We start from the raw sequence: 26030 nt of genomic DNA, 5'->3' as shown, positions 1-26030 counted from the left end.
ACCCAAGGGGGGGAACCATGACACCTCGTCATTCGCTGGCGGCGCTGGCCGTGGCAGTGGTTGCCGGCAGCCTGGTGACGGCCGGTACGACGGCCGCGGAGGCGGACACCGGTATCACGGTCGTGGAGGCGCACAACGACTGGACCAACAACGGGAAGCTCGTCCTGTCCCTCGACGCACCGACCGCGGTCAAGGACATCAAGGTCAGCCTCCGCTCGGTCGACACCCAGCAGACCGTCGCCACGCTCACGCACCTCGTCCTGGTCTCCGGCACAGCGGAGAACGGGACGTGGACGAACCGTGGACGCGTCCAACTGCCGGACCTCGGCAGCTACCGGATCGACGTGTCCGCCGCCGACGAGGGCGGGGACACCCTCGACGCCACGAGCGCCGGCTACTTCTCCTACGCCGTCCAGACCAATCTGAAGGACGTCCAGGTCGACCGGACCAGGGCCGACTACGACCACCGGAGCGTCACCATCCACGGGCACCTCATGGGCCGGTGGCCGGGCTCCGGTGCCGTCACGCCGATGGGCGGGATGCCCGTGGGCGTCAGCTCCTACATGGAGTACACGGACGTCACGACCGCGGAGGACGGCAGCTTCTCCGCCACGCTTCCGGTCACCAGCGACTACCAGAACAACATCCGGGCGATGTTCTCCTACGACCCGAACCACCTCTTCTACAACCAGTCGAGCTCGAAGTCCTTTCCGATCACCATCAAGAAGACCGCGACCAAGATCGTGGAGAAGCCGAGCACCGCCAAGGTCCCGTTCCAGGGCGTCGTGGAATCGACCAGCGCCACGCTCCTGTGGGACTCGCCGACCGGATGGCAGCCCCTGGTGGGCAAGACGATCGGCTCCAACGCCTTCGGCGACAACTCCCAGCGCACCACCGACGCAACCGGAACCGCGTTCTTCCCGGCGACCCAGCCGCTGTGGAGCAATTTCTCGATCGACTTCGGGTGGCCCAGCGACGATCTCTTCCTGGCCGACGCTCACGCGAGCCGCGAGATCCTCGTGGTGCAGCCCGCCGCCTTCGAGTCCTTCAGCGCCACCCGCTCCGACGCCGGCAGCGTCGCGATCTCCGGCGATCTGACCTTCGACGGCAACTGGACGCCGGCCACGATCCCGGTGGACATCCAGTTCTCCGCGACCGGCAAGGGCAACTGGACCACCGTCGCCACCGCGTCCTCAGCCAACTGGGACGGGTGGGGCTACGGCTTCTCCGAGACCGCTCCCGCTACCGGCGCAGGCTACTGGCGGGCCCGCTTCACCGGAGCACCGCAATTCGAGAACGCAGTGAGCCCGGTCGTCTTCGTCGCGGCCCCCTGAACTGCCGCCCCCTGGGGCCCTTTTGAGCTGCCGTTCGCGGCCCGGACCGCTCCACCCGGGCCGCGGCGGGCAGCCCTCTCCCAAGGCTGTCACTCGCGAGGAGGACTTCGTGGCCGCGTGAGCCGGCGGTCGCGGGCTCGCGGATGACGCCGGGCTCGGAGACCGAACGCGCGCGGTGCGGCCGGATGGCGGAGCGGGTGGTGGAGGAGCCGGCCGGGGGGCGGCTGGGACGGACCGGTCACCGGTCATGGGGGCGCGAGGCGGGAACGTAGGGGAGCGTAAGAGATCCGCGGGTGGGGTGGTGGACCGCTGGGGTCGTCCGGGGGCAGGTGAGTGCAGGTGGGAGTGGGTCTGAGCTGGGCTGTTGCGGGGCTGTGACCGTGTGGGCGCGGGGTCGTCATGTGCCCGTCCGAGGCTGGAGGCCGCGCGGACGGCGTGCGGTCACTCCTTGGTCCCGCCGGACGCGCGGACCGCGGTGGGCGGCGGAGGCGGACCGTGCCTTCTCCCGATGCCGGGTGCCGAACGGGAGAGGACCGTGGGATGAGCAAGGCGTCAGGGCAGGGACGGAGGGCGCACGTGCCCGCGGGTGGGCGGTCGCGGCGGGGCTTCCGGAGGTTCGCCGTGCCCGCGACGATCTTCGCGATGCTGCTCGGCGCGACGCTGTATGTACTGCGGCCGGGGGGGACGGCAGGGGAGGCGGCGTCCGGTGTCCCCGAGCACGGCAGCGGCAGCTTCGCCACCGCCGACGCTGCCGGGAAGGCGGTCGGGCACGGCCGAATACGCCGTTACGAGGTGCAGGTCGAGCGTGGCGCGGGCATCTCCGCGGGCGAGGCGGCGCACGAGATCGAGGCGATACTCGCCGACCCCCGCGGCTGGACGGCCGACGGCAGGGACGGCTTCCAGCTCGTCGCGTCGGGCCGGTCCGACTTCGTCGTCAAGATCGCCACACCCGACACCGTGGACGACATCTGCGGCGCGGCCGGTCTCCACACCCACGGCGAGGTCAACTGCGACGTCGGTCCCACCGTCGTCGTCAACCTCAAACGCTGGCTGCTCGGCTCTCCCGAGTTCCCCGGCCCCATCGCCGGCTACCGCGCACTGATCATCAACCACGAGGTCGGCCACCGTATCGGCCACGGCCACGAGGGCTGCCCCGGCGCAGGCCGCCCCGCCCCGGTCATGATGCAGCAGATCGACGGCCTGCACGGCTGCAAGGCCAACGCCTGGCCCTACGACTCCGCGGGGCGTTACGTGCAAGGGCCGAGTGTGCAGTGACCCCGAATCCGCGCGCAGCGCGCCGACGGTGTCGACGGTGACCTCCCGCTCGGCCCCGGGCGCCGTACGGGTGCTCCGTCAAAGCCGTCCTTCTCCGGACCGGCCCGCTCAACCCGCCGCGGCGCGACGGACATCCCCGCGCCCACGGCGGCGTGGTCCACGAGCAGGAGCAGGAACCGCCGCAGGGCTTCCTCCGGAGCGTGCTGGTCGAGCAGTCCGTCGGGCGCGGCGCACAGGTCGTCGACCTCCTTGCGGTAGACCTCCTCGATCAGCGCTTCGCGGGTGTCGAAATGGCGGTAGAGCGTGCCCACGGCGACGCCGGCGCTGCGGGCGATGTCCTCCACGTGCGCGTCGGTGTGGCCGCTGAGGAACGCCTGGCGGGCCGCGGACAGCAGGGCCTCGCGGTTGCGTCGCGCGTCGGCGCGTAGCGGGCGTGATGACGGCGTCCCGCGGCCGCCCCCGGGGACGACGGGGCGCCACTTTCGTACCGGCGGACCTGTCGACACAGCAGGGCGTGGCCGAGCTCGGCCGTAGGGTCCTCGACCAGGTGGGCGGGGTGGACGTGCTCGTGTTTCGACTGACGGCCGCCCCGCGGGCAGCGGGCGGGCCGCGCACCGCGCGCCCCGCCCGCTGCCGTCCTTCCCCGCGCGCCCTCGGCGCCGATCGGGTGCCCGGTGACATCCCCGCCGCGGCCGATCTGAGGCTGCCGCAGTCGCCGAGGCCGCCGGTATCGGGAAAACGCGTCGTGTCCGGTCCCCGGCCCTCCGGGGGCGCGGACTCCGCCAGGCGAGGAGAGACCGCCCGGGTACGGGGGGCAGACTACGTGCATGCAACTCCCCGCCGAAGCCGTAGCCACCGCTGCGTTGCTGGAGGTCATAAGGATCTCCGGACTCCCGGCCGAACGGGGCGCCCCGTATCCCGGTAGGGCGGGCGCCCACTGGATCGGGAGCGAGGCAGCCGGCGTCCTGGCCTTGATCGAGAGCTTGCCCGGCAGCGAGCAGCACCGCTGCGGCTTCTCGCCGGGCTGGAGCGTCCGGGCGTACGCGGACACTCTCGACCTGGTGCTGTTCGAGGCGGCGTTCTGCTTCAGCTGCCACGAGGTCCGCATGCAGGGAACCGCTGTGCCACCCAGACTGGCCAAGCAGTTCTTCGACGCGGGTGCCCCGCAGGCGCACGCCCTTCTGGCCCTCTTCCGCGAGGCAGCCCCGTAGCCGGCCTTCCCCGGCCACAAGGCTTGGGGCAGTGACCTGCGGGGTCCGGGACCAGAGCGCGACCGGACGCGCAACCAGCGCCCGCCCCTGTGCGTACAGTCCCCCGGACCGGGGCACTTGACCTGCGGTCCCGCCGGCTCCTCGCCGGAGGTGCCGGCCCAGGTGGAGGAGGCCGCGCACTCGCTGGCGCGGCGGTCCTGCTGCAGCGGCTGCCGGTGCTGGATAACGACTCGCCGCACGCAGGGCGATCCCCTACCTTGAACCGGAGCGGGATGGCGCGCATTCTCGCAGGCTGCGGTGCCGTGGCAGAGCGGCCCATTGCGATCGCCGTGAGCGAGGTCCGGCTCACGGCGACTGATGGAGACGGGCGGACCTGCCCCTTTCCGTCCGCGGGTTCGAATCCCGTCGGCACCGCAGCCGACCTGGAACGTGCCCAGAAAAAGCACTGCGACGTTCGTCCAGGCCCTGGATCTTCCACCGGCTGGTCGAGGAACACGGCGCGACCGTGCCGTATCCGATGGCCAGGTGCTGCGCCCGGCCCGCCGTCCTCAGCTCTTCCGCTCGCCCAGGACGCAGAACTCGTTGCCTTCCGGGTCGAGGAGGGTCACCCAGTGCTGCTCACCTTGCACGGTGTCGGCGCGCCGGGCACCGAGGGAGAGCAGCCGGGTGACCTCGGCCTCCTGGTCGTCGGGGCGGAGGTCGGGGTGGAGCCGGTTCTTCGACGTCTTGCCCTCGGGGACAGGCACGAAGAGCAGCCCCGGCATCCTGTCCGGCTCAGGCCGGATCTCGATGACCTCCTCGGATTCGTCGACCACGACCCAGCCGAGAGCCTCAGCCCACCAGCGCCCGAGAGCGACAGGGTCGGCGGAGTCGACGATGATCTGTTCCCATTCCAGTGCCATGGGCCTGAGCTTAGACAGGACCGCCCACCCGGGCTGTCGAGAGCGGGCCGTCCCGCGCAGTGACGTCATTTCTCCAGACACCGCGAAGGCGACGGCGATGTGGATTTCGCCGACTCCGGGAGGCGCCCCGCCTTCTCCGCCACCGGTGACATCGCCGACAACGGCGCTGCCGGCTTCGCCTAGGCTGGCGCGGTGACTGATGAACAGGACCGGGTGCAGCCCTCGGGCGTATGGGCCACAGCGGTGGGAGTGGCCCGGGCGCGGGCGTTGGAGACCGAGCGGGAGGACGCGCTGTTCCGTGACCCGCTGGCACAGGCCTTCGCTAGCGCCGGCGGCCTGTGGCCCTCCCCGCCGCCGCTGCCCGGTGACGAGGCCGCGCGCCGCCGCCGGCTGGCCGTGGCGTTCTCCATCGTCATCAGGACGAAATTCCTCGACGACCTGTTGCAGCAGGCTGCCGCGTCCGGGGTCCGGCAGGTCGTGCTGCTCGGTGCCGGCATGGACAGCCGCGCCTTCCGGTTGGACTGGCCCGAGGGCACCCGGCTGTTCGAGGTCGACACCGCGGCCCCACTGGACTTCAAGGCTTCGGTGCTGCGCCAGGAGCGGGCCGTCGCACGCTGTGAGCGGATCACCGTCGCGGTGGATCTGCGTGAGGACTGGCCAGGCGCGCTGGCGGCCGCGGGGCACGACCCGGCGGCGCCGACCGTGTGGATCGCCGAAGGCCTGCTCATCTATCTGCCCGAGGACGCGGTGGAACTGCTGCTGGCCCGGATCAGCGCGCAGTCGGCGGCAGGCAGTCGGATGGGGCTCACGTTGGGCTCGCGCGGCGTGATCGAGCGCTTCGGCGCCGACGCCGTGCCGGGATCGGCGGCGTCCATGTGGGTCTCGGAGATGCCCGACGACCCGGTGGGCTGGCTGGCCGGGCACGGCTGGGAGGCGGACAGCCACACCCTGCGCGAGCGGGCTGCCGCGTACGGCCGCCCGATCAGCACCCCGCCGCAGCGCGAGGAGCGGCCCGGCGGACTGATCTCGGCGGTCCGCCGGTAGAGCGCCTCCTCCCGCCGACGCGGTTGCGGCGGCGCCGGACAGCGCGCGGTTCCCGGCCCGGCAGGTCTCCGGGCACGGGCACGTGGCCGACGAACCCCCGCAACTTCGCGGAGCTCGCGGAGTGGGAGCGTCTCGCGCAGTTGCCCAGGACAGCCCCGGAGCGGTCCACGAACCGGGCACCGACGAGATCGCGCGGGGCGGAGCCGGCGGCCGACGTCCGCGGCCGCGCCCCCGGGTGGGTCGCCTTCTCCACCGACGAGGGCCGGGCAGGAGCCAAGAGCGCGTCAGCCCTCACCGTCACCGTCCGAGCCGCTGACGGCACGATCCTGGCGTCCCAGAGCAAGTCCACCGGCGACTGACCGCCCGGAAGGAGCTCCGGGTGCGAGTGGGTGCCTTGGCAGCAGCGGTTGTGGGTCAGCCGCGTTCGGCTGGTAGCAGCCGGTTGGACCGTTCCGGGTCCGGTGGAGACTCTCCACCGGACCCGGAACGGTTCACAGGGTCACCCCTTCTCCGGGGCGGAGCGCAGGCGAAGGGTGACCGCCGCGGTCCCGAGCGCGGGCACCTCGACCGGGACCACGTCGCCGGGTTCCAGGCCGAGTTCGCGCCCCGCGAGGCCGAGGTAGTTGGTGCTGAACGCCTGGGTGACGGGGAAAGGCGTGGCCAGTCGGCAGGTGATCGGGACCTCGGCCAGGGACTGCAGACGGACCATCAGGACGCCCTCGTCCGGGGATGTCAGACCCACAAGGCGCACACGGGGATCGTCCACGGTGAGGAACCGCACCTGCGCAGGCGACGGCCCGCCGGCCTCGTCGCGGGCGCGCACCGTGACCAGCGGGTGGCAGGTGACGGCCGCAGTGCGTGCCGCCAGCCGTTCCCCGACCGCCGTGGCGGGGCTCGCGGTGGCCTCGGTGGCCTCGGTGGCCTCGAAGCCGACGCTGTAGCGGAAGCTCTGGTCGAATGCCTGCTCGGCGGGGAAGTTCGTGTCCCAGATGTTGTTGTGCACCCAGGAGAAGACGGTGGCCGGCTCCTCCTGGGCCAGCGACTGCGGGTAGGGGACGTAGGGGATGGCGATGCCGCCGAGTTGGACGAGCGGGGCGTCGGTCGTGGTCAGCACGGCGTGCTGGGTCCCGTCGGTGAGGGCGATCCAGCGCCGGACGGCACGCATGTGGGCCGCGGATCCCGGTACCGTAGCCAGCCCGGTGCCGGTGACACCGCCGGTGGCCTCCATGCGCACCGCGGGGTCCTCCAGCGCGAAGGGGAAGGCGAAGAACGCGCTTTCCTTGGTCAGCGTCGCGGCCTTGTCGATGCGGTTGTCGATGTCGAGGCGCGCCGCACCGTGCGGGAGGTGCACCGTGACACGCAGCCGGCGGGTGCCCGCGGGGGCGCACTCGTACACAAGCGTGTGTCCCGTGGCGTCGGAGGTGCGCTCGACGAGGGCCGCGGGCGGCGCGACGCGACGCGAGGCCAGCAGGTGCATCGAGTCGTCGGCGACGGTCTTGCTGGACTGGTGGTTGAAGCCGCCGGCAGTGGCGTACTCGTCGTACACGTAGCCGTTGAAACCGATGGTGGCGTCCTGCCGGACGAGTTCGCGTCCGGTGCGCTTGTCGATGACGGATCCGATGCAGGCCCCGCCCAGGTTCACGGTGACGCGCAGGTGGTCGTTCTCCAGGACGGTGGCGTCCGCGGGCGTGCCCGTGGCGTACGGGACGGCGGCGGTGGTGCCGGCGGCGGTGCCGGCGGCGGGGACGATGTCCAGCCGGACGGCGCCGCATGCCGGCACGTCGGCCACGGGCACGTTCAGGAACCGGCCGGCCGCCCGGTGGCGCTCGTTGCTCTGGGCCTCCTCCGCCATGGGCAGGGGCGCGCCGGTACGTGCGTCGAGGACCCGGACGGCGTCGCCCAGCCCCACGGTGCTCTCCGGCAGGAAGAGGACGGCGGTCTCCGTGCGCGGCCAGCTGCAGGTGTTCACCACGTAGAAGGAGGCAAGGGCGCCCGGCTCGGGCGGGAGGGCCTCGCCGAGGAGGGCCCTCGCGGAGTCGAGCAGCGTCTCCGCCTCGTCGTGCGCGCGCAGGGCCTGGGCGTACTTCCAGTGCCACTGCGTCTCGCCGGAGCCGTGCCCGTGGTCGCCGTGGGTCCAGGGATCCCCGGCGCCCCAGGTGTGTTCGTTGAACAGCGAGGCCGCGCGGTAGACCGTGGGCGCCGCCTCTGTGACGGCCGTGCTGCCGGGCACGCCCAGCAGCTGGGCGTAGCCGGCGACGGTCTGTGCCTCGGCGAGGGCGGCCTGGCCACGGCGGGTGGCGGCCAGTGGGACTGCGCCGGCGCCGACGCCGTCCACCCACCAGTCGCTCCAGTCGCCCTGGTAGGTCTCCAGGCGGTCGCCGACCCGCTTCTCGGCGTCCTCGAAGAAGTCCTGGTGGCGGGAGGCGCGCAGCTGGGGGAAAGCCCACTCCTCGTTCCACCGGCGCACCGTGTCCGAGATGATCCGGCGGGGCGGCCCGTTGTCGGCGAACTTGCCCAGCACGCGCAGGTGCAGGACGTCCCACGGATACGGGTCGGCGTCGGGGGTGTGGCCGAGGGCGGGGAATCCGGGTATCCCCGGACCCTGGTGGGGGTACGGGAACAAGGCCATGGCGCCGAGGTAGGCGGGCAGGAGGTCGTCGACCCGGTCGTAGGACTCGTCGAAGCCGAGGATGGAGCCTTCCATGTAGGCCAGGCCGTGCGGGGTGTCGGTGCGCCAGACCAGGACGCTGTTGCCGCTGGGGGTCTGCCAGCGGAACAGCCGGGGCAGCCGCTCTCCTCCGACCATGTGCGGCTGGGCGCGTCCGGCCCAGTTGTGGGCGACGGACAGGTAGCGGATGCCGTTGCCGGCCAGGACGTCGGGCAGGCCGACCACCTGGCCCGGCACGTCGGTCTGCATGGCGGTGCGGATGTCGAGGCCGTGCCGGTCGCGCAGTTCCGTCATGGGGCGCAGGAGCTCGTGCAGCTCGTCGGTGGAGCAGGTCTCCGTGTGGAGGTTGAACGGCATGGCCGTCAGTTCGATGCGGCCTTCGTGGACCCGGTCGAGGAAGCGCGCGATCTGGCGGTCGGGGCGGTTCGCCCGCCAGTCCTGGAAGGAGTGGAAGCCCTCCACGGCCCAGCGGAAACGGGCGGCCTCCGGCCAGTCGTCGGTGTCGTCGCACAGTTCGAGCAACGAGTCGAGATAGGCGCGGTGCTCGGCCAGCACCCGGCCCTGGGGGTCGGTGTAGCCGATGTCGAGGTGGGAGTGCTGCACCAGGTGCAGCGTCCAGTGACGCTGCGGGTGCGCCTGGAAGTCGACGACGGCGTCTTCGCCGAGGTCGGGGAGTTCGATCCGTACGACTGTGGGGGCGTCCACTTCCGGTATCAGGATGCGGACGTCGTCCCCGGGGCCGGGAAGGACCTCGCAGTGCAGGGGGGCGCCGCCCTCGGTTCTGACGCGGGCACGCGTGATCAGCGGTGCGCCGTCCCCCGTGCCGGAGCGGCGTACGCCCAGCCGGACGGACTGGAGCAGCCCGCCCCTGCTGCTCCGGCGCAGCAGGGGCTCCCCGGTGAGCCGTATTTCCCAGCCGGCGACACCCGTGGTGACGGCCACGCGGTCGCGCAGGAGGTCGCGCGCGATGTCGGAGTCCCACCAGGAGGGCCTGGTCAGCGGTGGCTTGGGCATGGCCGTGGGTGTCCTTCGTGTCGGGTGTCGGGTGTCGGGTGTCGTGGGTGGTGCGTCGGGCGGCTGGTGCGGCGGGTTCCTGCCGCCGCGGGTCAGGAGCTCGCGGTGCGGCCCGGCTGACGGCCCTGCCCGGTGGCGCGGGCCAGGGTGGCGAAGATCTGGACCATGGCGGACTGCTCCAGGGTTTCGGCCGGTGCGGTCGCGTCGTAGTCGCCGCCGCCCGATGGCTGGAAGCGGAACAGACCGGTCGCGGCGTCCCGGTTGGCGGCGTAGGTGCTGTCCGCGTAGCCGGTGGCGGCCCGCAGGTACGACGGGTCGGGTCGCACCAGGTCGAGGGCGAGCAGGTCCTTGAAGTAGAAGGCGTTGAAGATCGCCGGCTGGTCGTGCAGGCGGGTGGCCTCGGTCCAGTACGCCAGTGAGCCCTGGGCGTCCTCGACGGCCTTGTCCAGATAGCCGGCGTCGCCGGTGCCGCGGTAGAGGGCCACGGCCGCACCGATCATGGAGCCCGAGTTGTAGCTCCACAGGGTCGGATCGGTGCTGCCGTCGTCGCCGCGGTCGTTGACGTAGAGGCCGGGGGACTGCCGCATGCACGAGTACACCCAGCCGTACCACGTCTGCGCGGCGTGCAGGTAGGCGATGTCACGGGTGTCCTCGTACAGCCTGGCGGCGAGCTGGGCGGACAGCGAGGTGACGTTGGTGGCGCGGATGGTGTTGCCGGGCGAGTCGAACCAGTCCATGCCGCCCGGGCAGGCCTTGGCGCCGTCGTCGTCCCAGGCGCGGGTGACGACGGCAACGACCTGCTCGGCCCGGTCGAGGTACGTGCTGTCGCCGGTGGCCTCGTACTGGTCGAGCTCGCTCAGGCCGACCACGGCGTTGTCGTCGTAGTAGGCGTCGCCGCCCGATCCCAGGGGGGCGGGCAGATAGGACTGGTAGCCCGGCCGGTCACCGGGGGCGAAGTACAACTCGACGGTGTCGAAGCGCTGCGTCGCGTCCCGGCGGTAGGACGGGCCGGTCTTCGGGAGCTGCTGCATGTCCACGGCCGCGGCCGTGGCCTCCCGCATCGGCCACAGGTAGGAGTGCGCGGGATCCCCGGCCTGCTGGGGCGCGCGCTCCAGGTAGAGGCCGTGCCCGTCGGCGCCCTGGTAGAGGTTCGCCTGCAGCGCCCGGTAGGCGTCGGTGGCCCGGTCGGCCCACTGGGCGGAGGTGACCGTGCGCGGAGGCCGGGCGTCGTGAGCGGACTGCGCGTGTGCGGGGACGGTGGTCCACAGCAGCCCGGCGCAGAGCGCGGTGACGGTGGTGTGGCGGAGCGTCGATCTCAGCATGGCGTTCTCTTCTCGACGGAGGAGGGGTGCGGATCAGCTGTGGATCTTCAGGCTGCTGACGAAGTAGCGCTGGGCGGAGATGAACAGCACCAGCGTCGGCAGCGAGACCAGGAGGGCGCCGGCCAGGACGATGGGGGGTCCGACGTTGGAGTAGTTGCCCTGGAGGTCGGCGAGCGCGGCCATGACGGGCCGGATGTTGCGGCTCGTGGTGAGCGTGATGCCGAACATCAGGTCGTTCCAGACGGCCACGAACTGGAACACGAACACGGCGACCATCGCGGACTTGGTCAGCGGGACGTGGATCTGCCAGAACACCCGCCACCACGACGCGCCGTCCATCCGTGCGGCCTCCACGACCTCGCGCGGCAGTGTCAGCGCGTAGTTGCGCATGACGAAGAACGCGAAGGGAATTGCGATGGCCGTGTAGATGAGGATGAGGCCGATCTGGGTGTCGTACAGGGAGGAGCGGGCGTACTCGACGAACAGCGGTCGGATGAAGACCTGCAGCGGCAGCAGGGTGCCGGAGTAGATCACCCAGAACCACAGCACCCGCCGCTTGACCGGCATGATGACGGTGGCGAAGGCGGCGCCCGAGGCCACGACGGCGGCGGCCACGGCGCTGACGGTGGCGTACAGCGCGCTGTTGCCGAACGCCGGTCCGAGATTGGCCTTGTCCCAGGCCTGGGACATGTTGCCGAACAGTCCGAAGTGTCCCGGCAGCCAGTGCGGGCTACCGGAGTAGCTGCCGGCGGGCACCATGGCGTTGACCACGAGGAGCCACGTGGGGATCAGCCACAGTGCGGCGAGCACCACGACGGTGCCGTTTCGCAGAACTCGGCCAAGTGACATGGTCATTCGCCTTTCACGTCCAGTTGGCGGCGCAGGTACAGCCAGGAGGCCGCCAGCACGATCACGGTGAGGACGACCGCGATCGCGGCTCCCACGCCGGGCCGCAGCTCGAGGAAGGTCTCGTTGTACATGGACACCGCGAGTGTTTCCGTGGCCCGCCCCGGCCCGCCCTGGGTGAGCACCCAGATCAGGTCGAACGACTTGAGACCGTTGACGAGGCTCATGCCGATCACGATGATCGACACCGGCCTGAGCTGCGGGAGCACGATGTGGCGGAACTGCTGCCAGCTCCCGGCGCCGTCCAGCGCGCCCGCCTCGAGCGTCTCCGGCGGGATGGACTGGAGGCCGACGAGGAAGAGGATGACCGCCACTCCCGTGGCCTGCCAGGCGTTGGCCAGGATCATCACGACGGTGTTGCCCGGCCACGTCAGCAGCCATCCGTGCGCCAGCGAGCCCATGTGCAGGTTCGTCAGCACCTGGTTGACGGCGCCGTCGGTGGTGAGCATGAAGTTCCAGACCACCGCCACCGCGGCGCCCGAGAGCGCGTAGGGCAGTACCACGCACAGCCGCGCGGCGCGGGACCAGCGGGTGGCGTTGGTCATGACGGCAATGGCCAGACCGAGCACGAAGGGCAGTACGACCGTGCCGGCGACCCACATCAGAGTGTTCTGGACGGAGCGGGACAACGCCGGGTCGGAGGCGAACCGCGAGTAGTTGTCGAACCAGCTGAAGGGCGAGGTCCGTGAGTCGCTGAAGAAGCTGCGGTAGATCGTCCAGACGAACGGGAGGATCAGGAAGGCCACGACCAGGAGCACCGCCGGGGCCATGAAGGTGCCCGCGGCCATTCGTTCACGCGGGTTGAGGCGGGAACGTGTCAGGAGGGGCCGCCGGGCGTCACCGGGGGACTGCGCCGGCCTTCCGTCGCCGGCGGCGCGGAGGTCTCTTTCGGTTGTCGAAGTGCTCATGCCTCGTCGCGCCTCCAGGCCGCCCATTCGTCTTGTGCACGCTCCTGCATCCGGCGCAGCGTGGTGGCCGGAGAGGTCTGGCCGGCCATGAAGCCGCCCAGGTCGTCGGTGTTGCCCTGGATGAGGCTCGGTGGGCTGGCCTCCCAGTAGCGGATCAGCGGGACACGGCGCTCCTGGGCGATGTCCCGCTGGAGCTTCGCCACGACCGGGTTGCTCGCACGTACCGTCGGATTCGCCGAGCTGTCCTGGAGGAAGTCACTCCAGACCCGCTGCACCGAGGGCGTGAGCCAGGCAGCGGCGTTGGCCATCGCGGCGCCGTGCGAGGAGGCGCGGTGGGGGACGACGAACACACCCGACTCGGCGATCACGCTCTTGGGGGTGGACGTCCGCACCGTGGGAAGGATGCAGGCGTCGTAGTCGACACCGGGTTTCATGCCGGCCGCGGCGATCCCCTGCGACTGCCAGGTGCCGTGCAGGAACATGCCGACGGTGCCGGCCTTCAACGCGCCGGGGCCGCGCGCCTGGTCGAAGTCGGGCGGCGTCATCCAGCCCTTGCGCATGAAGTCCTGCCAGATGTCCATCGCCTGGCGGGCCTGGGGGTCGGTGTAGGAGGCCTCACCGGTCACCAGCTTCTGGTAGAAGTGCGGGTCGACCTTGGTGACCAGCTCCTGGAACCACTCGATCGCGGGCCAGCCGCCGACCTGGCTGGCGAGGAACGGCGTGATCTTGTTGCGCTTGAGGACTTCCGCGCAGTGCAGCAGTTCCGCCCAGGTACCCGGAGCCGACAGCCCCAGCTTCGCGAACACGTGCTTGTTGTAGAACAGCACGTAGTACGACTCGTAGATCGGGATGCCGTGGACCGTTCCGCGGTAGGACACGGCCTCCCGTGACGCGTCGCGCACCCATCCCTTGGCCACGTACCTGTTCCAGACCCCTGTCAGGTCCGTGAGCCCGCCCGTGCGCGCCAGCCGCTTGAGCTGGTATCCGGAAGCCCATTTGACCAGGTCGGTGGCCTTCGAGGTCTGCAGGGTCATCTGCACGACCTGCTGATACGACGTCACCGAGGGGTTGGACAGCGGGCGCAGGGCGTAGCCGGTGAGCCCCTTCAGCGTGCGCCCGGCGGCGCGGTATCCGTCGTCCCAGGTGGCGTTGTCATTGGAAAGGCTCGTGGTGCCCGGCTGCGCGGAGGTGCTCTCGCCGCGAGCGCACCCCTGGAGTGCGAGGGAGGCCGCGCCCGCGGCCATCCCGGCGAGGAGGCTGCGCCGCGCGAGCGGCACAGCCGCACGGCGGGTCCTGCCCGATGCTGACATTGATCACCCTTCGCCGAATCGGGCCACCACGAGTGGCCGGATATGCCCCACAGGGCACACGGGTACTCGCAAACCCCCTTGGAGCACCGAGTACACGTTGCGTGGAGGTTAACGACAACATTCGATCGAAGGCAAGGGTTCCTTGCCGGAAGGCGGGGTCCCACGCCTTGCTCCGCTCATAAACATGCAGGTCAAACACGTTTTGGTGAGTGAGAATTCATGAGGGGAGGGGCGTGGGGCAACTTCGGTCAACAGCTGTTATCGTTAACGAACCTCTTGGTGACTTGGTGAGGAGCCGATGTGCAGTCCGCGTCTCGTTCGTACGACCCCCAGCCCAGCTACGGACCGGTTGACGGGCAGGTGGTAGCCGGCTGGCCTGCGGCTGTCGGCGGGCTGCCCGCCGGTCCGCTCGTCCTGGCGGTGGACGGGCCCTCAGCGGCCGACTGGGGTGCGCTGGCCGACGGCCTGGCGGCGGCCCTGCGCTCCGCGGGACGCCGGGTGGAACTGCTGGACGTGCGTGACCACCATGCGCCGTCCGGCGCCGAGCGGCTGAAGGCCCGGCCCGTGCCCGCCGACGACCCGTTCTTCACCCCGCTGTCCGAGGCGAACGTCGCGGACCTCTTCGACGCCGTGCCCGAGCCGGTGAAGCCCGCCGGCGACGGGGTCGTGCTGGTGTTCGGGCCGGGTGCGGCGCTCTGCGAGTCGGACCTGCTCTGGTACGCGGACCTGCCCAAGCGGTACGCCGAGGCCGCCGTGGCCGGCAAGAACCTGCCGGTCGGCGTCAATCTCGGCCGCCCCGGCGAGCCCGGTGACCTCGTGCGCCTGTTCTACACCGACTGGCCCGTCCTCGACCGGCACCGGGACGCCATCGCCGGACAGGTCGACCGGTGGATCGACCTCCAGGACCCGAGCGGGCCCGCCTCCCTGGACGGCGCCGCACTGCGCCGCACCCTGGCGCACCTGGCCCGAGGCCCCGTGCGCACCCGGCCGTACTTCAACTCCACTCCGTGGGGGGGCCGGTGGGCGGCGACCGAACTGGGCTTCACCCCGGGCGGGGGCAACACGGCCCTGGGGTACGAGCTGATCGCTCCCGAGGCGGGAGTCCTTGTCGGCGAGCGGGGCGGCGCGCAGGTCGAGGTCCCGTTCCAGCTGCTGTGCGTGTGTCACCCCGAGGACATGCTCGGCCAGGAGGTGCACGACCGCTTCGGCACCTCCTTCCCGATCCGGTTCGACTACCTCGACACGATGGGCGGCGGCAACCTGTCGCTGCACCTCCACCCGCAGGAGCAGTACATGCGGGAGGTGTTCGGATGGCCGTACACCCAGCACGAGACGTACTACGTCACCGCCGCGGAGCCGGGAGCCCAGGTGCTGCTCGGCCTCACCGAGCGCGCCGACCTCGACGTCATGCGCCGGCAGGTGGAGGATGCCATCACCGACGGCACCCCGCTGCCGGTGGCGGACCATGTGCAGAGCCACCCGGCCGCGGTGGGCCAGCTGTTCATGATCCCCGCGGGCACGCCGCACGCCTCCGGTGCGGGCAACCTGGTGCTGGAGGTGAGCGCGACGCCGTACCTGTACTCCCTGCGCTTCTACGACTGGCTCCGCAAGGACGCCGCCGGCGCCTCCCGGCCCCTGCCGTACGAGCACGGCTTCGCCAACCTGGACGCCTCCCGGCGCGGCGACGACGTGACGAAGGACCTGATCCAGCAGCCGCGTACGGTGCGCGCCGGTGAGGGCTGGCGCGAGGAGGTCATCGGCGCGCTGCCGGAGATGTTCTACGCGGTGCACCGCCTCGTCGTGTCCCCCGACGCCGATGTCGTCGACGACACGGCAGGCCGCTTCCACATCCTCAACGTCTCCGCGGGCCGGGGAGCGGTCATCGAGACCCGTGACGGCCGCAGCCACTTCCTGGCCTTCGCCGAGACGCTCACCGTCCCCGCCGCGGTGGGTTCCTACCGTGTCCGCTCCGTGGGACCCGACGAGGTGCACGTCGTGAAGGCCCTGGTGGTCGCGCAGTGACCGCTGCCGCCGCGGGCCCGGCCGCGCCGGTCCCCGTGCTGGAGGTCGGCGGTACGCACGTCACCGCCGCGCTCGTCGCCCCGGACACCGGCCGCCCCGTTCCGTCGTCCGTGATCCGCAGGCCCCTGGACTCGCACGGCACCGCCGACGGCATCCTCGACACCGTCGCCCGCACCGGGCTGGAGCTGCCGGCGGGGCACCGGCCCTGCTGGGGTGTGGCCGTGCCGGGCCCCTTCGACTACGACAACGGCATCGGCCACTACGTGGGCGTAGGCAAGTTCGAGTCGCTGTCCGGTGCGGACGTGGCGGCCGGTCTGCACCGGCGCCTGGGCGACCGCGCCGAGCGGCTGTGCTTCCTCAACGACGCCGACGCCTTCGGCCTCGGGGAGTACCGGGCCGGCGCCGCCGCAGGGCACGACCGCGCCGTGTGCCTGACGCTGGGCACCGGCGTGGGGTCGTCGTTCCTCGAACGCGGCCGGCCCGTCCACGACGACCCCCGGGTGCCGCCCGAGGGATTCGTCCACCACCTCATCGCGCACGGCGGGCCGTTGGAGGACGCCGTCTCCCGCCGCGCCATCCGCGCGCGCTACACCCGCCGGGCGGCTCTGCCGGACGGCGCCGAGGTCCCGGACGTCCGGGAGATCGCCGCACGTGCCCAGGACGGGGACCCCGTGGCCGCCGAGGCCTTCGAGTACGCTTTCGGCACGCTCGGCCAGGTCCTGGCCCCGTGGATCGACCGTTTCGAGGCCACCTGCGTGGTCATCGGCGGGTCCATGGCCCGGTCGTGGGAGCTGGTCCGCACCGCTTTCACCGACGGGCTGCCCGCGGCGAACAGGGCGGCGGTGAGCGTCCTGCCGGCCGGACATCCGGAGGAGGCGCCGTTGATCGGGGCCGCCCAATGGGCTCAGGACGCGCCGGACCCCGCATGATGAGAGTGACTCCGCCGCTGGGCGGCGCAGGCAGGAGGAGGGACATGCCCACTCAGCGAGGCGGCGGGCCGACCATGCACGACGTCGGCAAGCTCGCGCAGGTCAGTGCCATGACCGTCTCACGGGTGCTCAAGAACGATCCCGGCGTGTCGGAGGCGACCCGCGAGCGTGTCTTCGCCGCCGTGGACCGGCTCGGCTACCGCCGCAACGAGACCGCTCGCAGCCTGCGCCTCGGGGGCAGCGGGATGATAGGGCTCGTCGTCACCAACCTTGCCAACCCGTTCTACTCACGCCTCGCGCTCGGAGTCCAGGAGATCGCCACCGAGCACGGCTTCAGGGTGGTGCTCAGCAACTCCGCCGACCAGGTCGACAAGGAGCCGGGCCTGGTCGACGGCCTGGTCGACCACCAGGTCGAAGGGCTGATCGTCGTTCCCGCGGGAAGCCGGCAGAAGCACCTCGAGGACGCGATGCGCCGCGTCCCCGTCGTCCTTGCCGCACGGCCGCCGGCGGGCCTCGACACCGACTGCGTCCTTGTCGAGGACTTCCACGGAGCCCGCGAGGCCACGGCGTGCCTGCTGGCCGAAGGGCACACCCGTGTCGCCTTCCTCGGCAACCCTCCGGCGTTGTACACCGGGACGGAGCGTCTGCGCGGGTTCTGGGCGGCGCACGAGGAGGCCGGTGTCGAGCCGGACAGCACCCTGATCCGCCAGGGCCTCGTCGACGCCGTGACGGCGGAGCGGGCGACCGCGGAACTCCTGGACCTGCCCAGCCCTCCCACGGCGCTGTTCTGCGCCAACAACCGCATCAGCCAGGGCGCGATCCGGGTCCTGCTGAAGACGGGGACCAGCATTCCCCTCGCGGGGTTCGACGACTTCGACCTCTCCGACGTGCTCGGCCTGTCGCTCACGCTCGTCTCCTACGACGCCGACGAGATCGGCCGCCAGGCCGCACGCCTGCTGCTCGACCGCCTCGGAAACCGGGGCGCACCGCCGCCCGCCGCCCGCCGCGTCACCGTTCCGACGCGCGTCATCCGTTACGGGCCGCTTTCCGGCGGCCCGCGCGAGGTCCGAGCATGAAGTTCCCCACCACCGTCAAGGACCACCCGGTCGTGGAGGAGGCCCTTCGCCGCCTCGACGCGCTGGGCGACCCCCGGTTCGGCCAGACCCTCGTACGCTGCCTCGACGACACTCTGGCGCGCACCATCCGCCCGATGCCCGACGGCACCGCTTTCGTGGTGACCGGTGACATCCCCGCCATGTGGCTGCGCGACTCGACGACGCAGATGATGCCGTACCTGGCGCTGCTGCGGGACGACGCTCCGCTGCGGAACCTCGTCACCGCCGTGATGAGGCGGCAGTTCCGGCAGATCGAGCGCGATCCCTACGCGAACGCCTTCAACGCCGAGCCCTCCGGGCGGGCGCACGACGCGGACGACCTGTGTGACGACCCCTGGGTGTGGGAGGAGAAGTACGAGGTCGACTCCCTCGCCTTCCCCCTCCTGCTGGCCCACCGCTTCTGGGCGGCCACCGGACTGACCGACCACCTCGAGGACACCGCGCGTATCGCCCGCGTTGTCGTCGCGGTGTGGCGCAGGGAGCAGGACCACGAGGGACGGTCGGCGTACCGCTTCGTGCGGCAGGCCGGCCCGCCCGGCGACACGCTGCCGAACGGGGGACGGGGAACGCCGGTCGCCCGGACCGGCATGACCTGGAGCGGATTCCGGCCCAGCGACGACGCCTGCGTCCACGGGTACAACGTGCCCGCGAACCTGTGCGCGGCCGCAGCCCTCGACGGCGTGGCCGACATCGCACGCCACCTGTCGGACGCGGCGCTCGCTGCCGACGCCACGCTGCTGGCGGCGGAACTGCGCGAGGGCGTCCGCCGCCACGGGACCGTGCGCCACGCCGACCTCGGCGAGATCTACGCGTACGAGGTGGACGGCCACGGCAACGCGCTCCTCATGGACGACGCCAACATGCCGAGCCTGCTGTCACTGCCCCTCGTCGCGAACATCCCCGGCACCGACCCGCTTTACCGTGCGACCCGGCAGTTCGTGCTCTCACCCGAGAACCCGACCTGGTACCGGGGGAGCGCCGCCGAGGGGGTGGGCAGCCCGCACACCCCCGCGCAGCACATCTGGCCGATCGCGATCGCCGTGCAGGGCCTGACGAGCGACGTCGCCCAGGACCGGCTGAGGGCGCTGCGCGTGCTGATCGACACCGACGCGGGCACCGGGGCGATGCACGAGTCCTTCCACAAGGACGACCCGCGCAGGTTCACCAGGCCCTGGTTCTCCTGGGCCAACGCGATGTACGCCGAACTCGCCCTGGACGTCGTCGGACTCGGCACCCGCTCCCTGTGGGCGACCGGCGAATCCGACCGTGGTGAGGCGCAGCCGGTGTGACTGGGAACGTCAGGCGTCGGCCCGGGGTTGCCAGGTAGGTCAGCGTGGACACCTCCCGGGTCGCCCGCGGAGCACGCCGAGTTGCTGGAGCGGGCCCAGCGCGAGGCACGGCACACGGCGCAGCTGCGGGGACCACCCGTACGTGGTCGGGGTGCACGACGTGGTATCGGACGGTGATGCAGCTGGTCGTGGGCCGGTCACCGCACGAGCGGATCACCGAGGACGGTCCGCTGCCCGTCCCGGAGGTGGTCCGGGTCGCGACTGCGGTGCTGTCCGCCCTGGACGCCGCGCACCGGGTCGCCATCGTGCACCGGGACGTGAAGCCGGCCGACATCCTGGCTCGCCGACGACGGGCGAGTCCTGCTTGCCGACTTCGGGATCGCCGTCCAGCGGGACCGGACCGCCCTGACCGCCAGCGGTGTGTTCACCGGGCCCCTGTCGCCACTCTCACCGCCGTGCGTGCCGGCCGGCCCGCCCCCGCTGTCCCCTCGCCCCGCCGCGCCCGGCCCGGCCGGCCACGCCGGGCAGCCGCCGCTCCGCCGCGACGGTGCTGCCTCCGCCGGCGGTGCTCGCGCTGATCGCAGGGGCGATGCCCTTGAAGGCGTTCCCGCCCCGGGTGGATCCCCGGCCGTCCTGGTACGGCACCGACAAGAACCCGGACTACGTCCTGGTGCACCAGTTGCTCGATCTGAACCGGATCTACCTCAGCGTCGATTTCGGTCTGGGCTGGTGGCTACTGCTCACTGCTTCGCCGGCCGCGCCCGCGCCGTGAGCTGCCGGTTCCGGCCCCGAGGGCTGGCCGGCTCGGCGTGTTCCGTACCGGGGTGGTCCGACCCTGAGCCTCGCCGGCCTCAGCCGGCCGCGGTGGAAACGGCGAACCAGAAGTAGACGACCGGGCCGGCGGCGGTGAGGGCGACGACGGGCAGGCCGAGCACGACGTACGCGAGGAACTGGACGGCCCGGACGGCTGGGCCGTTGCGGGCGGCGGCCCGGTCCGGGTCCAGCGGGTCGTACGTCACCTCGATGCGCCGCGGCTCGGCGGTCACCGGCCTGCCGCCGCCGACGTACGTGCGCTCGCGGCCGAGGGCGTCGCTGTACGCGTAGACGTCGGTCACCGTCGTCTCGCCGTCGCTCCCGGTCCCGTACATCTTCTTTTGGAAGGTCGCCAGGACCGTTGTCCCGCGTCGGCGGAGCCACCACCAGTCCGCCGTGATCCGGTAAACGACCCGGCTGACCGCGCACAGGACGAGGAACGGTGCGTAGCCGACGGCCCAGACGACGGCGAGCGCGGGGCCCGAACGCCCGGCTGCTGCGGCCGGGACCAGCCCCAGGACGAACAGGGCCCCGCCGGCCGAGAGGAGAGGCCGCGACCGGACGCGGGCGGGCCGGCCGCCCTCCTTCTTCCCGGCGGTCTCGCGGGGCAGTGTCCTCACCAGCTCGGCGCCGTCCGCCCGCGGTTCCGCGGCGTCGTGCACCGGCAGCGCCGCTGTGACCGTCGACGCGAACACCCGGGCGGCTTCCGCATTCGGCGACCCCACGGTGTAGACGACGGGTGCGGAGCCGGCCGAAGCGGAGGCCAGCACGATCTCCGTGACGCGCTTCGCGCCGCCCGACGCGCCCGGACCGGACCGCCTCCGGGTACGCACCGCCTCTATGGCGGCCAGCGGGACATGCGTCTCCGACCGCCCCCACGGCCGCCGCAGCACCACGGCGTCACCCTGGAGGCGCGCGGTGACCAGCCGCCCCCGCAGGACCAGTTCAGTCATGGGCCGACGATAGGCCATGCCGCAGGCCGCCCACCGCCCGACCGCCCGTGGCAGGCCCGGACCTGACGGCCCTTCGCGACCAAGGACCGGCAGGTGGATTGCGTCTACCGCAGGCGGAAGACCTGTGCTGCGGTGTCGTTGCAGTCGTACAACTGCAGTGCGTCCCCCTGTTGCGTGAGCCCGCCGCTGTCGTCGAGGCAGCGCCCCGAGGGGGAGTTGAAGAGGGTGCCGTCGGGACGCGTCGTCCAGGACTGCGCCCCCGTGCCGTTGCAGTCCCACAACTGGACGCGTGTCCCGTTCGCCGTGCCGCCACCGGCCGCGTCCAGGCACTTGCCCAGCGCGTGCAGGGTGCGGTCGCCGGGGGCCGACCAGCGCTGCGCGTCGGTGGAGTTGCAACTCCACAGCCGTACGGGCGTTGTCGGGGCGGGGTCGGCGTTGGCCACGTCCGCGCACAGCCCGCCGGGCCCGGTGAGCGGTCCCGGCGGCAGCTTCCACACCTGCGCGCCGGTGCCGTTGCAGTCGTACAGCTGGAGCTGGACGGCCCCGGGCGCGGAGTTGCTGTCGGGCACGTCGAGGCAGCGCCCGGACGCGGGGTTGAGCAGGCTGCCGTCGGTGCGGTGGGTCCAGGCCTGGGACGCCGAAGCGGTGCACGCCGCGAGCGCGACGGGTGTGCGGTTCGCCGTTCCGCCGCCGGCGGTGGCGCAACTGCCCAGCGTGCGCAGTGTGTTGTCGGACGCGAGCGTGAACTGCTGGCCCGCGGTGTGGTTGCAGCCCCACAGCTGGAGCGCGGTGCCGTCCGCGGCGGCCCCGCCGGCCGCGTCCAGGCAGTTGCCCCCCGCCCCGATGACCTCCCCGGCGGCCGGGTTGGCCGTCGCGCTGCCTTCCAGCGCCACCGTGTGCGCGCTGCCCACCGGCAGCGCCGCCGTGGTGACGGTGACGGTGCGGCGCTGCGGGTTCCACGACCAGTCCGTTTCGGGCACCTGCACGCCGTCGACCCGCACGGCGGTCGGCGCCGCGGAGTTCGACAGCCGCAGCGTGTACGCCCGGGAGGCCGGCGCGCCGGGCCAACTGCCGCTCTGCGCCCCGACGGTGAGGGTCCGCGTGGCCTCCTTCCAGGTCAGCGGCGTCGTCGCCGACTGGCCCGCCGTGTAGCCGGTGCCCTCGCCCGCGTCGGTGTACACCGACGACGAACCGTCGGCGCCCGCGGCCACGTTGACGGTCAGCGCGGTCAGCTGCTGCTGCGCGTTGCCCGCGTAGTCGGTGCGGGTCGTCATCATCCCGCCGCCCCTGATCAGCACCGGGAACTGCCCGAGCGGAGCGGTCATCGTCACCGTGGCCGGGCCGGTCCAGGTGCGCCCGGTGAAGTAGTCCGTCCAGCTGCCCGGCGGGACCCACACCGGCACCGACCCGTTCCCGGAGCTGTCGTCGGGCGTGGTGATCGGCGCGACCAGCACGTCGTCGCCGTACAGGTACTCGCCCTGAGCGCGGTAGGCGTCCTCCTGCGCGGGGTAGTCGAGGTACATCGGGCGGACGATCGGCACGCCGGTGGTGCTCGCCTGACGGGCGAGGGTGTACGTGTAGGGCACCAGCGCCTCGCGCAGCCGCAGCGCCTGCGCCGCGGCGGTCGCGGCCGCCCCCGTGTAGTTCCACGGCAGCCGGTCGCCGTGGTCGGAGTGCAGCCGGTCGACCGGCTGGAAGGCGCCGAACTGCAGCCAGCGCACGTACAGGTCGTCGGCCAGGTGCCCGCCGTGGAAGCTGCCGATGTCGTGGCTGACGTTCGACAGTCCCGCAGCCGCCTCGTCGGCGGTGAAGCGCACCTCGAAGCCCAGCATGTCCCACGTCGCCGGGGTGTCCCCGGTGAACTGCATGCTGGTGCGCCGCTCCGACCACGGTCCCAGCGCGTAGTTGCTGTCGTCACCGCCCTGCTCGGAGCCGCCGATCCGGGCGAAGGAGAAGCCGCGCAGGCCCCTGGCGGCCGCGTCGTCGGCGTAGGCCTGATTGATCAGGTTGTCCGGTGCGACGTGCGGGTCGCTCGCCGTCGAACCCCCGCACCCACCGCAGTAGTCCAGCCACCACTCCCGCACGCCCTGCTGCTCGAACGGCTGGTGCAGACCCAGGTACGCGCCGAGCTGGGAACTGCTCGACCAGTCGAAGCGGTAGGTGTTCCCGCTGTCGACGGTCAGCCCGCCGGCCGCGCTGTTGGCTGCGGCGAACCGCGGGTCGTCGCCGTTGATGCTGGGATGGATGTTCATCGCGACCGACAGGCCCTGTTGCTTCGTCCAGTCCAGGAAGGCCTGCGGATCGGGGAAGAGCGCGGAGTTCCAGTTCCAGCCGTTCCACTGGCTCGGCGACTTCCAGTCGGTGTCCACCACCAGCCAGTCGACGGGCACGTCGTTCGTGCGGAGGGCGGGCAGCAGCGTGTTCTCGTAGTCGGCCGCGGTGTAGGCGTAGTAGCGCGAGTACCAGACCCCGTACGCCGACCGCGGCAGCAGCGCGGTGCTGCCTGTCAGGGCGTTGAGGTCGGACAGGCCCTGCTTGTAGTCCTGGCCGTAGCCGAAGAAGTAGCCGTCCTGGTAGGGCGAACTGCCGTGGGAGGGGCGGTCGGTGACGGCGTGCGCGGAGCCGAGCAGCGCGCTGCGGCTGTCGTCGAGCAGGTACCAGCCGTGCCGGTCGAGGATTCCGGGGTGCTCGGGTACGGGGAGGGTCCGCGGGTTGTCCAGTGTCCGCGACCAGCCGCCGAGCGTGTCCGCGGGCCCCGCGCCGTAGCCGGTGGTGACCAGGTCGGTCTGCGCGGCGGGGTAGGCCGTGGCGGCGAGCGGGGTGACGGCGATGCCGTCGATGTTGACCCGGCCGGTGTCCCCGGCGTTCTGCACCACGGACACCGCGTCCGTGCCCGCGGTCAGGTGCACGGTGGCCGATGCCGTGGACCAGGCGTTCCACGAGGACGTCGCGGGCAGGCTCAGCGCGGGCCCCGCGGCGCCGTTCACCCGGGTGGACAGCGTGCCGGTGCCGCCCGCCGCGTTGGAGTAGCGGACCTGGAGCCGGTAGTCGCCCGAGGCCGGGACCTGCGAGACGTCCTGGCCGATGCCGCTGCCCGCGGCCTCGTAACCGGCCACGAACGCGCTGCCGGTGTATCCGGTGTGGTCGTACGCGGCCGCAGCCCGTCCGCTGAACAGCGCGTCCTCCCCCTCGCAGGCGGCGCCGAACGCGCAGTAGGACGGGAAGGCGGGCTTGGCCTGGGTGCCCGTGGCGGCCAGCGTGACGGTGGTGTTGGCCGCGGTGAACGGCCCGCTGCCCTCCTTCCAGCGCAGCGTCAGTGCGCCGGTCCTGATCTCCCGGTAGCCGTCGGAGGTCACGTCGGTGGTGTACGCGGGCGGGCTGAAGGAGCGGTTGACCGCGTTGAACGTGGCGCCGTCCTGGAAGGCCCCGTCACCGGCGTACTCCAGCCGCACCAGCGTCGGCGTCAGCACCTCGAAACGCGCGTCGCCGTCGACGACGGCCCCCGTCGCCGCACCGGCCGCTTGCGCGCCCCCGGCGGCGGCCGCCGGTATCGCGGCCAGCAGCGCCAGGCAGGCGGCCACGAGCGCGCCCGCCCGGTACGCGTGCGGATGTGGGCGCGGTGCTCGTGAAGGGCGAGGACGCACGGGGACCTCCCGGGAGGGTCGCTGACATCGTTATCAGGACTGTCGGGCAAGCGCGGGAAACCCGGCCGGGGCAGGGGCCGCCGACCGGTCCGGAGTCGCGCGGGTGCCACGGGCGGCCGACCGGTGGTCCGAGTGTCAACGCCAGGCGCGGACATGTCAATAATGCGCGCGGGCGGACCGCGGGACACGGCCGGCCGGAGAGCCTTCGGCGGAACGCCTCCCCAGTGCCTGCCCGCCCGCGAGGTTCCGGCGCCGCCGAAAAGACACCGAGGAGGGGGCCGCCGTGCCTCCGGCGATGCGGCCGGCGGCGCGTGTGCCGCGGCCGACGCCGGCCGCCGCACCGCCCCCGGGCGCGTGCCCTCGGCGCGCGGCCCCGGCGCCGCGTCCGGCGTGAGGCCGGCACCGCCTCAGGGAACGATGTGGCCCGCGGTGCGGAACAGCTCGTACCACTCGGCCCGGGTGAGCCGCAGGTCGGAGCCCTGCGCGGCGCCCGCGACACGCTCGGGGCTGGTGGTGCCGAGTACGACCTGCATCTGAGCGGGGTGGCGGGTGATCCACGCGGTCGCGATCGCGATGGCGGGGACGTCGTACTGGGCGGCGAGACGGTCGATGACGGCGTTGAGTTCGGGATGGTCCGGCGAGCCGAGGAAGACACCCGTGAAGAAGCCGGCCTGGAAGGGGGACCACGCCTGGACGGTGATGTCGTTCAGACGGCAGTAGTCGACGATCCCGCCGCCGTCGAGGGTGGCCGCCTGCTGCTCCGCGAGCATGTTCGCGGCGACGCCCTGGGCGACGATCGGCGCGTGGGTGATCGACAGCTGGAGCTGGTTGGCCACGATGGGCTGGCGCACGTACCTGCGCAGCAGGTCGATCTGACGCGGCGTGTGGTTCGAGACACCGAACGCGCGCACCTTGCCCGAGGACTCGAGCGCGTCGAAGGCGCGGGCCACCTCCTCGGGCTCGACGAGCGGGTCCGGGCGGTGCAGCAGCAGGATGTCGATGCGGTCGGTGCCCAGGGCCTTGAGGGAGCCCTCGACCGATTCGACGATGTGCTCGTAGGAGAAGTCGTAGTACCACCCGTCCGTCACGATCCCCGTCTTGGTCTGGATCGTGATCTCGTCGCGCTGCGACGGGCTCAGCGCCATCGCCTCGGCGAAGCGGCGTTCGCAGGCGTGCAGCTCGCCGCCGTAGATGTCGGCATGGTCGACGAAGTCGATGCCCGCGTCGCGGCCGGTGCGGACGAGCTCGCGGACCTCCTCGTCGCTCTTGTCGGCGATACGCATCAGGCCGAGCACGACGTTCGGGGCGACAATGTCGGTACCGGGCAGGGTGAAGCTCTTCACGAGGGATTTCCCTTTCAGATGTACAGGT

19 protein-coding genes, 1 tRNA gene and 1 pseudogene are annotated in these 26030 nt (G+C 72.0%); 11 read left to right on the top strand and 10 right to left on the bottom strand.

All coding sequences use genetic code 11. The features are described 5' to 3' along the window. Nucleotides 1-17: 17 nt before the first annotated feature. The gene (locus IH54_RS41375; RefSeq protein ID WP_159011656.1) at nucleotides 18-1334 is read left to right on the top strand and encodes a hypothetical protein; all 1317 of its coding nucleotides are present in this window, start codon (nucleotides 18-20) and stop codon (nucleotides 1332-1334) included. A 540-nt stretch (nucleotides 1335-1874) separates the two neighbouring features. Next, nucleotides 1875-2609 carry a DUF3152 domain-containing protein gene (locus IH54_RS0105220; protein ID WP_078861960.1) on the top strand — a complete coding sequence of 245 codons (735 nt, stop codon included), beginning with the start codon at nucleotides 1875-1877 and terminating at the stop codon, nucleotides 2607-2609. Nucleotides 2610-2734: 125 nt separating this feature from the next. Here the strand turns inward: IH54_RS0105220 and IH54_RS42855 are convergent. Further along, nucleotides 2735-3001: pseudogene (locus tag IH54_RS42855) on the bottom strand (TetR/AcrR family transcriptional regulator); the annotation flags it as partial. A gap of 435 nt (nucleotides 3002-3436) precedes the next feature. Between IH54_RS42855 and IH54_RS0105210 the strand changes: the two are divergent. Beyond that, nucleotides 3437-3820, top strand: a complete 384-nt coding sequence (locus IH54_RS0105210; RefSeq protein WP_031513199.1) for a hypothetical protein — start codon at nucleotides 3437-3439, stop codon at nucleotides 3818-3820. 296 nt (nucleotides 3821-4116) lie between these two features. Next, a tRNA-OTHER gene (locus IH54_RS45310) sits at nucleotides 4117-4234 on the top strand. A 134-nt stretch (nucleotides 4235-4368) separates the two neighbouring features. Here the strand turns inward: IH54_RS45310 and IH54_RS0105205 are convergent. After that, a complete protein-coding gene (locus tag IH54_RS0105205) occupies nucleotides 4369-4722 on the bottom strand; it encodes a VOC family protein (protein ID WP_031513198.1) in 354 nt (117 codons plus the stop codon). 192 nt (nucleotides 4723-4914) lie between these two features. On the opposite strand from IH54_RS0105205, the gene IH54_RS0105195 reads away from it, so the two are divergent. Continuing rightward, nucleotides 4915-5766: a class I SAM-dependent methyltransferase gene (locus IH54_RS0105195; RefSeq protein ID WP_031513196.1), complete on the top strand. Its 852-nt coding sequence runs from the start codon at nucleotides 4915-4917 to the stop codon at nucleotides 5764-5766. 140 nt (nucleotides 5767-5906) lie between these two features. Continuing rightward, complete coding sequence (locus IH54_RS45305; protein WP_159011654.1) at nucleotides 5907-6125, top strand: hypothetical protein; 219 nt, start codon at nucleotides 5907-5909, stop codon at nucleotides 6123-6125. A gap of 140 nt (nucleotides 6126-6265) precedes the next feature. Here IH54_RS45305 and IH54_RS0105190 read toward each other — a convergent pair whose 3' ends face one another. The 5 genes from IH54_RS0105190 to IH54_RS0105170 form a co-directional block, all read right to left on the bottom strand. After that, entirely contained in the window at nucleotides 6266-9448 is a 3183-nt protein-coding gene (locus tag IH54_RS0105190) for an alpha-mannosidase (protein ID WP_031513194.1), read from the bottom strand. A 92-nt stretch (nucleotides 9449-9540) separates the two neighbouring features. After that, entirely contained in the window at nucleotides 9541-10770 is a 1230-nt protein-coding gene (locus IH54_RS0105185) for a glycoside hydrolase family 76 protein (RefSeq protein ID WP_031513192.1), read from the bottom strand. Nucleotides 10771-10803: 33 nt separating this feature from the next. Then, a complete protein-coding gene (locus tag IH54_RS0105180; protein WP_031513190.1) occupies nucleotides 10804-11625 on the bottom strand; it encodes a carbohydrate ABC transporter permease in 822 nt (273 codons plus the stop codon). Further along, nucleotides 11622-12584 (bottom strand): carbohydrate ABC transporter permease, encoded by a 963-nt coding sequence (locus IH54_RS0105175; RefSeq protein ID WP_031513187.1) that lies wholly within the window; start codon nucleotides 12582-12584, stop codon nucleotides 11622-11624. Before IH54_RS0105175 ends, IH54_RS0105180 begins: the two co-directional genes overlap by 4 nt. Then, a complete protein-coding gene (locus tag IH54_RS0105170; RefSeq protein ID WP_031513185.1) occupies nucleotides 12581-13894 on the bottom strand; it encodes an ABC transporter substrate-binding protein in 1314 nt (437 codons plus the stop codon). The genes IH54_RS0105175 and IH54_RS0105170 overlap by 4 nt, the downstream gene beginning before the upstream one ends. Before the next feature lie 300 nt (nucleotides 13895-14194). Between IH54_RS0105170 and IH54_RS0105165 the strand changes: the two genes are divergently transcribed. The 5 genes from IH54_RS0105165 to IH54_RS0105145 all read left to right on the top strand — a co-directional run bounded on the left by IH54_RS0105165 (nucleotide 14195) and on the right by IH54_RS0105145 (nucleotide 20021). Beyond that, complete coding sequence (locus IH54_RS0105165; RefSeq protein ID WP_031513183.1) at nucleotides 14195-15916, top strand: class I mannose-6-phosphate isomerase; 1722 nt, start codon at nucleotides 14195-14197, stop codon at nucleotides 15914-15916. Further along, nucleotides 15913-16845, top strand: a complete 933-nt coding sequence (locus IH54_RS0105160) for an ROK family protein (protein ID WP_031513181.1) — start codon at nucleotides 15913-15915, stop codon at nucleotides 16843-16845. Before IH54_RS0105165 ends, IH54_RS0105160 begins: the two co-directional genes overlap by 4 nt. Before the next feature lie 44 nt (nucleotides 16846-16889). Next, nucleotides 16890-17921: a LacI family DNA-binding transcriptional regulator gene (locus IH54_RS0105155; RefSeq protein WP_031513179.1), complete on the top strand. Its 1032-nt coding sequence runs from the start codon at nucleotides 16890-16892 to the stop codon at nucleotides 17919-17921. Continuing rightward, nucleotides 17918-19249 carry a glycoside hydrolase family 125 protein gene (locus tag IH54_RS0105150; RefSeq protein WP_031513177.1) on the top strand — a complete coding sequence of 444 codons (1332 nt, stop codon included), beginning with the start codon at nucleotides 17918-17920 and terminating at the stop codon, nucleotides 19247-19249. Before IH54_RS0105155 ends, IH54_RS0105150 begins: the two co-directional genes overlap by 4 nt. Before the next feature lie 589 nt (nucleotides 19250-19838). After that, nucleotides 19839-20021, top strand: a complete 183-nt coding sequence (locus IH54_RS0105145; RefSeq protein ID WP_159011651.1) for a hypothetical protein — start codon at nucleotides 19839-19841, stop codon at nucleotides 20019-20021. A 79-nt stretch (nucleotides 20022-20100) separates the two neighbouring features. Here IH54_RS0105145 and IH54_RS0105140 read toward each other — a convergent pair whose 3' ends face one another. The 3 genes from IH54_RS0105140 to IH54_RS0105130 all read right to left on the bottom strand — a co-directional run bounded on the left by IH54_RS0105140 (nucleotide 20101) and on the right by IH54_RS0105130 (nucleotide 26002). Continuing rightward, nucleotides 20101-21015: a hypothetical protein gene (locus IH54_RS0105140; protein ID WP_031513174.1), complete on the bottom strand. Its 915-nt coding sequence runs from the start codon at nucleotides 21013-21015 to the stop codon at nucleotides 20101-20103. Nucleotides 21016-21119: 104 nt separating this feature from the next. Then, nucleotides 21120-24596, bottom strand: coding sequence for a ricin-type beta-trefoil lectin domain protein (locus tag IH54_RS39325; RefSeq protein WP_043179874.1), 3477 nt, complete (start codon nucleotides 24594-24596; stop codon nucleotides 21120-21122). A gap of 470 nt (nucleotides 24597-25066) precedes the next feature. Then, nucleotides 25067-26002 (bottom strand): aldo/keto reductase, encoded by a 936-nt coding sequence (locus tag IH54_RS0105130; protein WP_031513169.1) that lies wholly within the window; start codon nucleotides 26000-26002, stop codon nucleotides 25067-25069. Between the last annotated feature and the right edge of the window lie 28 nt (nucleotides 26003-26030).

The sequence above is a fragment of the Streptomyces sp. NRRL F-5123 genome, from assembly GCF_000721495.1.
Classification (GTDB): domain Bacteria; phylum Actinomycetota; class Actinomycetes; order Streptomycetales; family Streptomycetaceae; genus Actinacidiphila.
Note: the sequence above shows the minus strand (reverse complement) of the source record. Positions and strands in the feature narration are given on the sequence as shown.

What these genes read in the sequence shown, in the direction of transcription:
- IH54_RS41375 (WP_159011656.1), top strand. Translation starts at nt 18, where the DNA reads ATGACACCTCGTCATTCGCTGGCGGCGCTGGCCGTGGCAGTGGTTGCC.
- IH54_RS0105220 (WP_078861960.1), top strand. Translation starts at nt 1,875, where the DNA reads ATGAGCAAGGCGTCAGGGCAGGGACGGAGGGCGCACGTGCCCGCGGGT.
- IH54_RS0105210 (WP_031513199.1), top strand. Translation starts at nt 3,437, where the DNA reads ATGCAACTCCCCGCCGAAGCCGTAGCCACCGCTGCGTTGCTGGAGGTC.
- IH54_RS0105205 (WP_031513198.1), bottom strand. Translation starts at nt 4,722, where the DNA reads ATGGCACTGGAATGGGAACAGATCATCGTCGACTCCGCCGACCCTGTC.
- IH54_RS0105190 (WP_031513194.1), bottom strand. Translation starts at nt 9,448, where the DNA reads ATGCCCAAGCCACCGCTGACCAGGCCCTCCTGGTGGGACTCCGACATC.
- IH54_RS0105185 (WP_031513192.1), bottom strand. Translation starts at nt 10,770, where the DNA reads ATGCTGAGATCGACGCTCCGCCACACCACCGTCACCGCGCTCTGCGCC.
- IH54_RS0105180 (WP_031513190.1), bottom strand. Translation starts at nt 11,625, where the DNA reads ATGACCATGTCACTTGGCCGAGTTCTGCGAAACGGCACCGTCGTGGTG.
- IH54_RS0105175 (WP_031513187.1), bottom strand. Translation starts at nt 12,584, where the DNA reads ATGAGCACTTCGACAACCGAAAGAGACCTCCGCGCCGCCGGCGACGGA.
- IH54_RS0105170 (WP_031513185.1), bottom strand. Translation starts at nt 13,894, where the DNA reads ATGTCAGCATCGGGCAGGACCCGCCGTGCGGCTGTGCCGCTCGCGCGG.
- IH54_RS0105155 (WP_031513179.1), top strand. Translation starts at nt 16,890, where the DNA reads ATGCCCACTCAGCGAGGCGGCGGGCCGACCATGCACGACGTCGGCAAG.
- IH54_RS0105150 (WP_031513177.1), top strand. Translation starts at nt 17,918, where the DNA reads ATGAAGTTCCCCACCACCGTCAAGGACCACCCGGTCGTGGAGGAGGCC.
- IH54_RS0105145 (WP_159011651.1), top strand. Translation starts at nt 19,839, where the DNA reads ATGCCCTTGAAGGCGTTCCCGCCCCGGGTGGATCCCCGGCCGTCCTGG.
- IH54_RS0105140 (WP_031513174.1), bottom strand. Translation starts at nt 21,015, where the DNA reads ATGACTGAACTGGTCCTGCGGGGGCGGCTGGTCACCGCGCGCCTCCAG.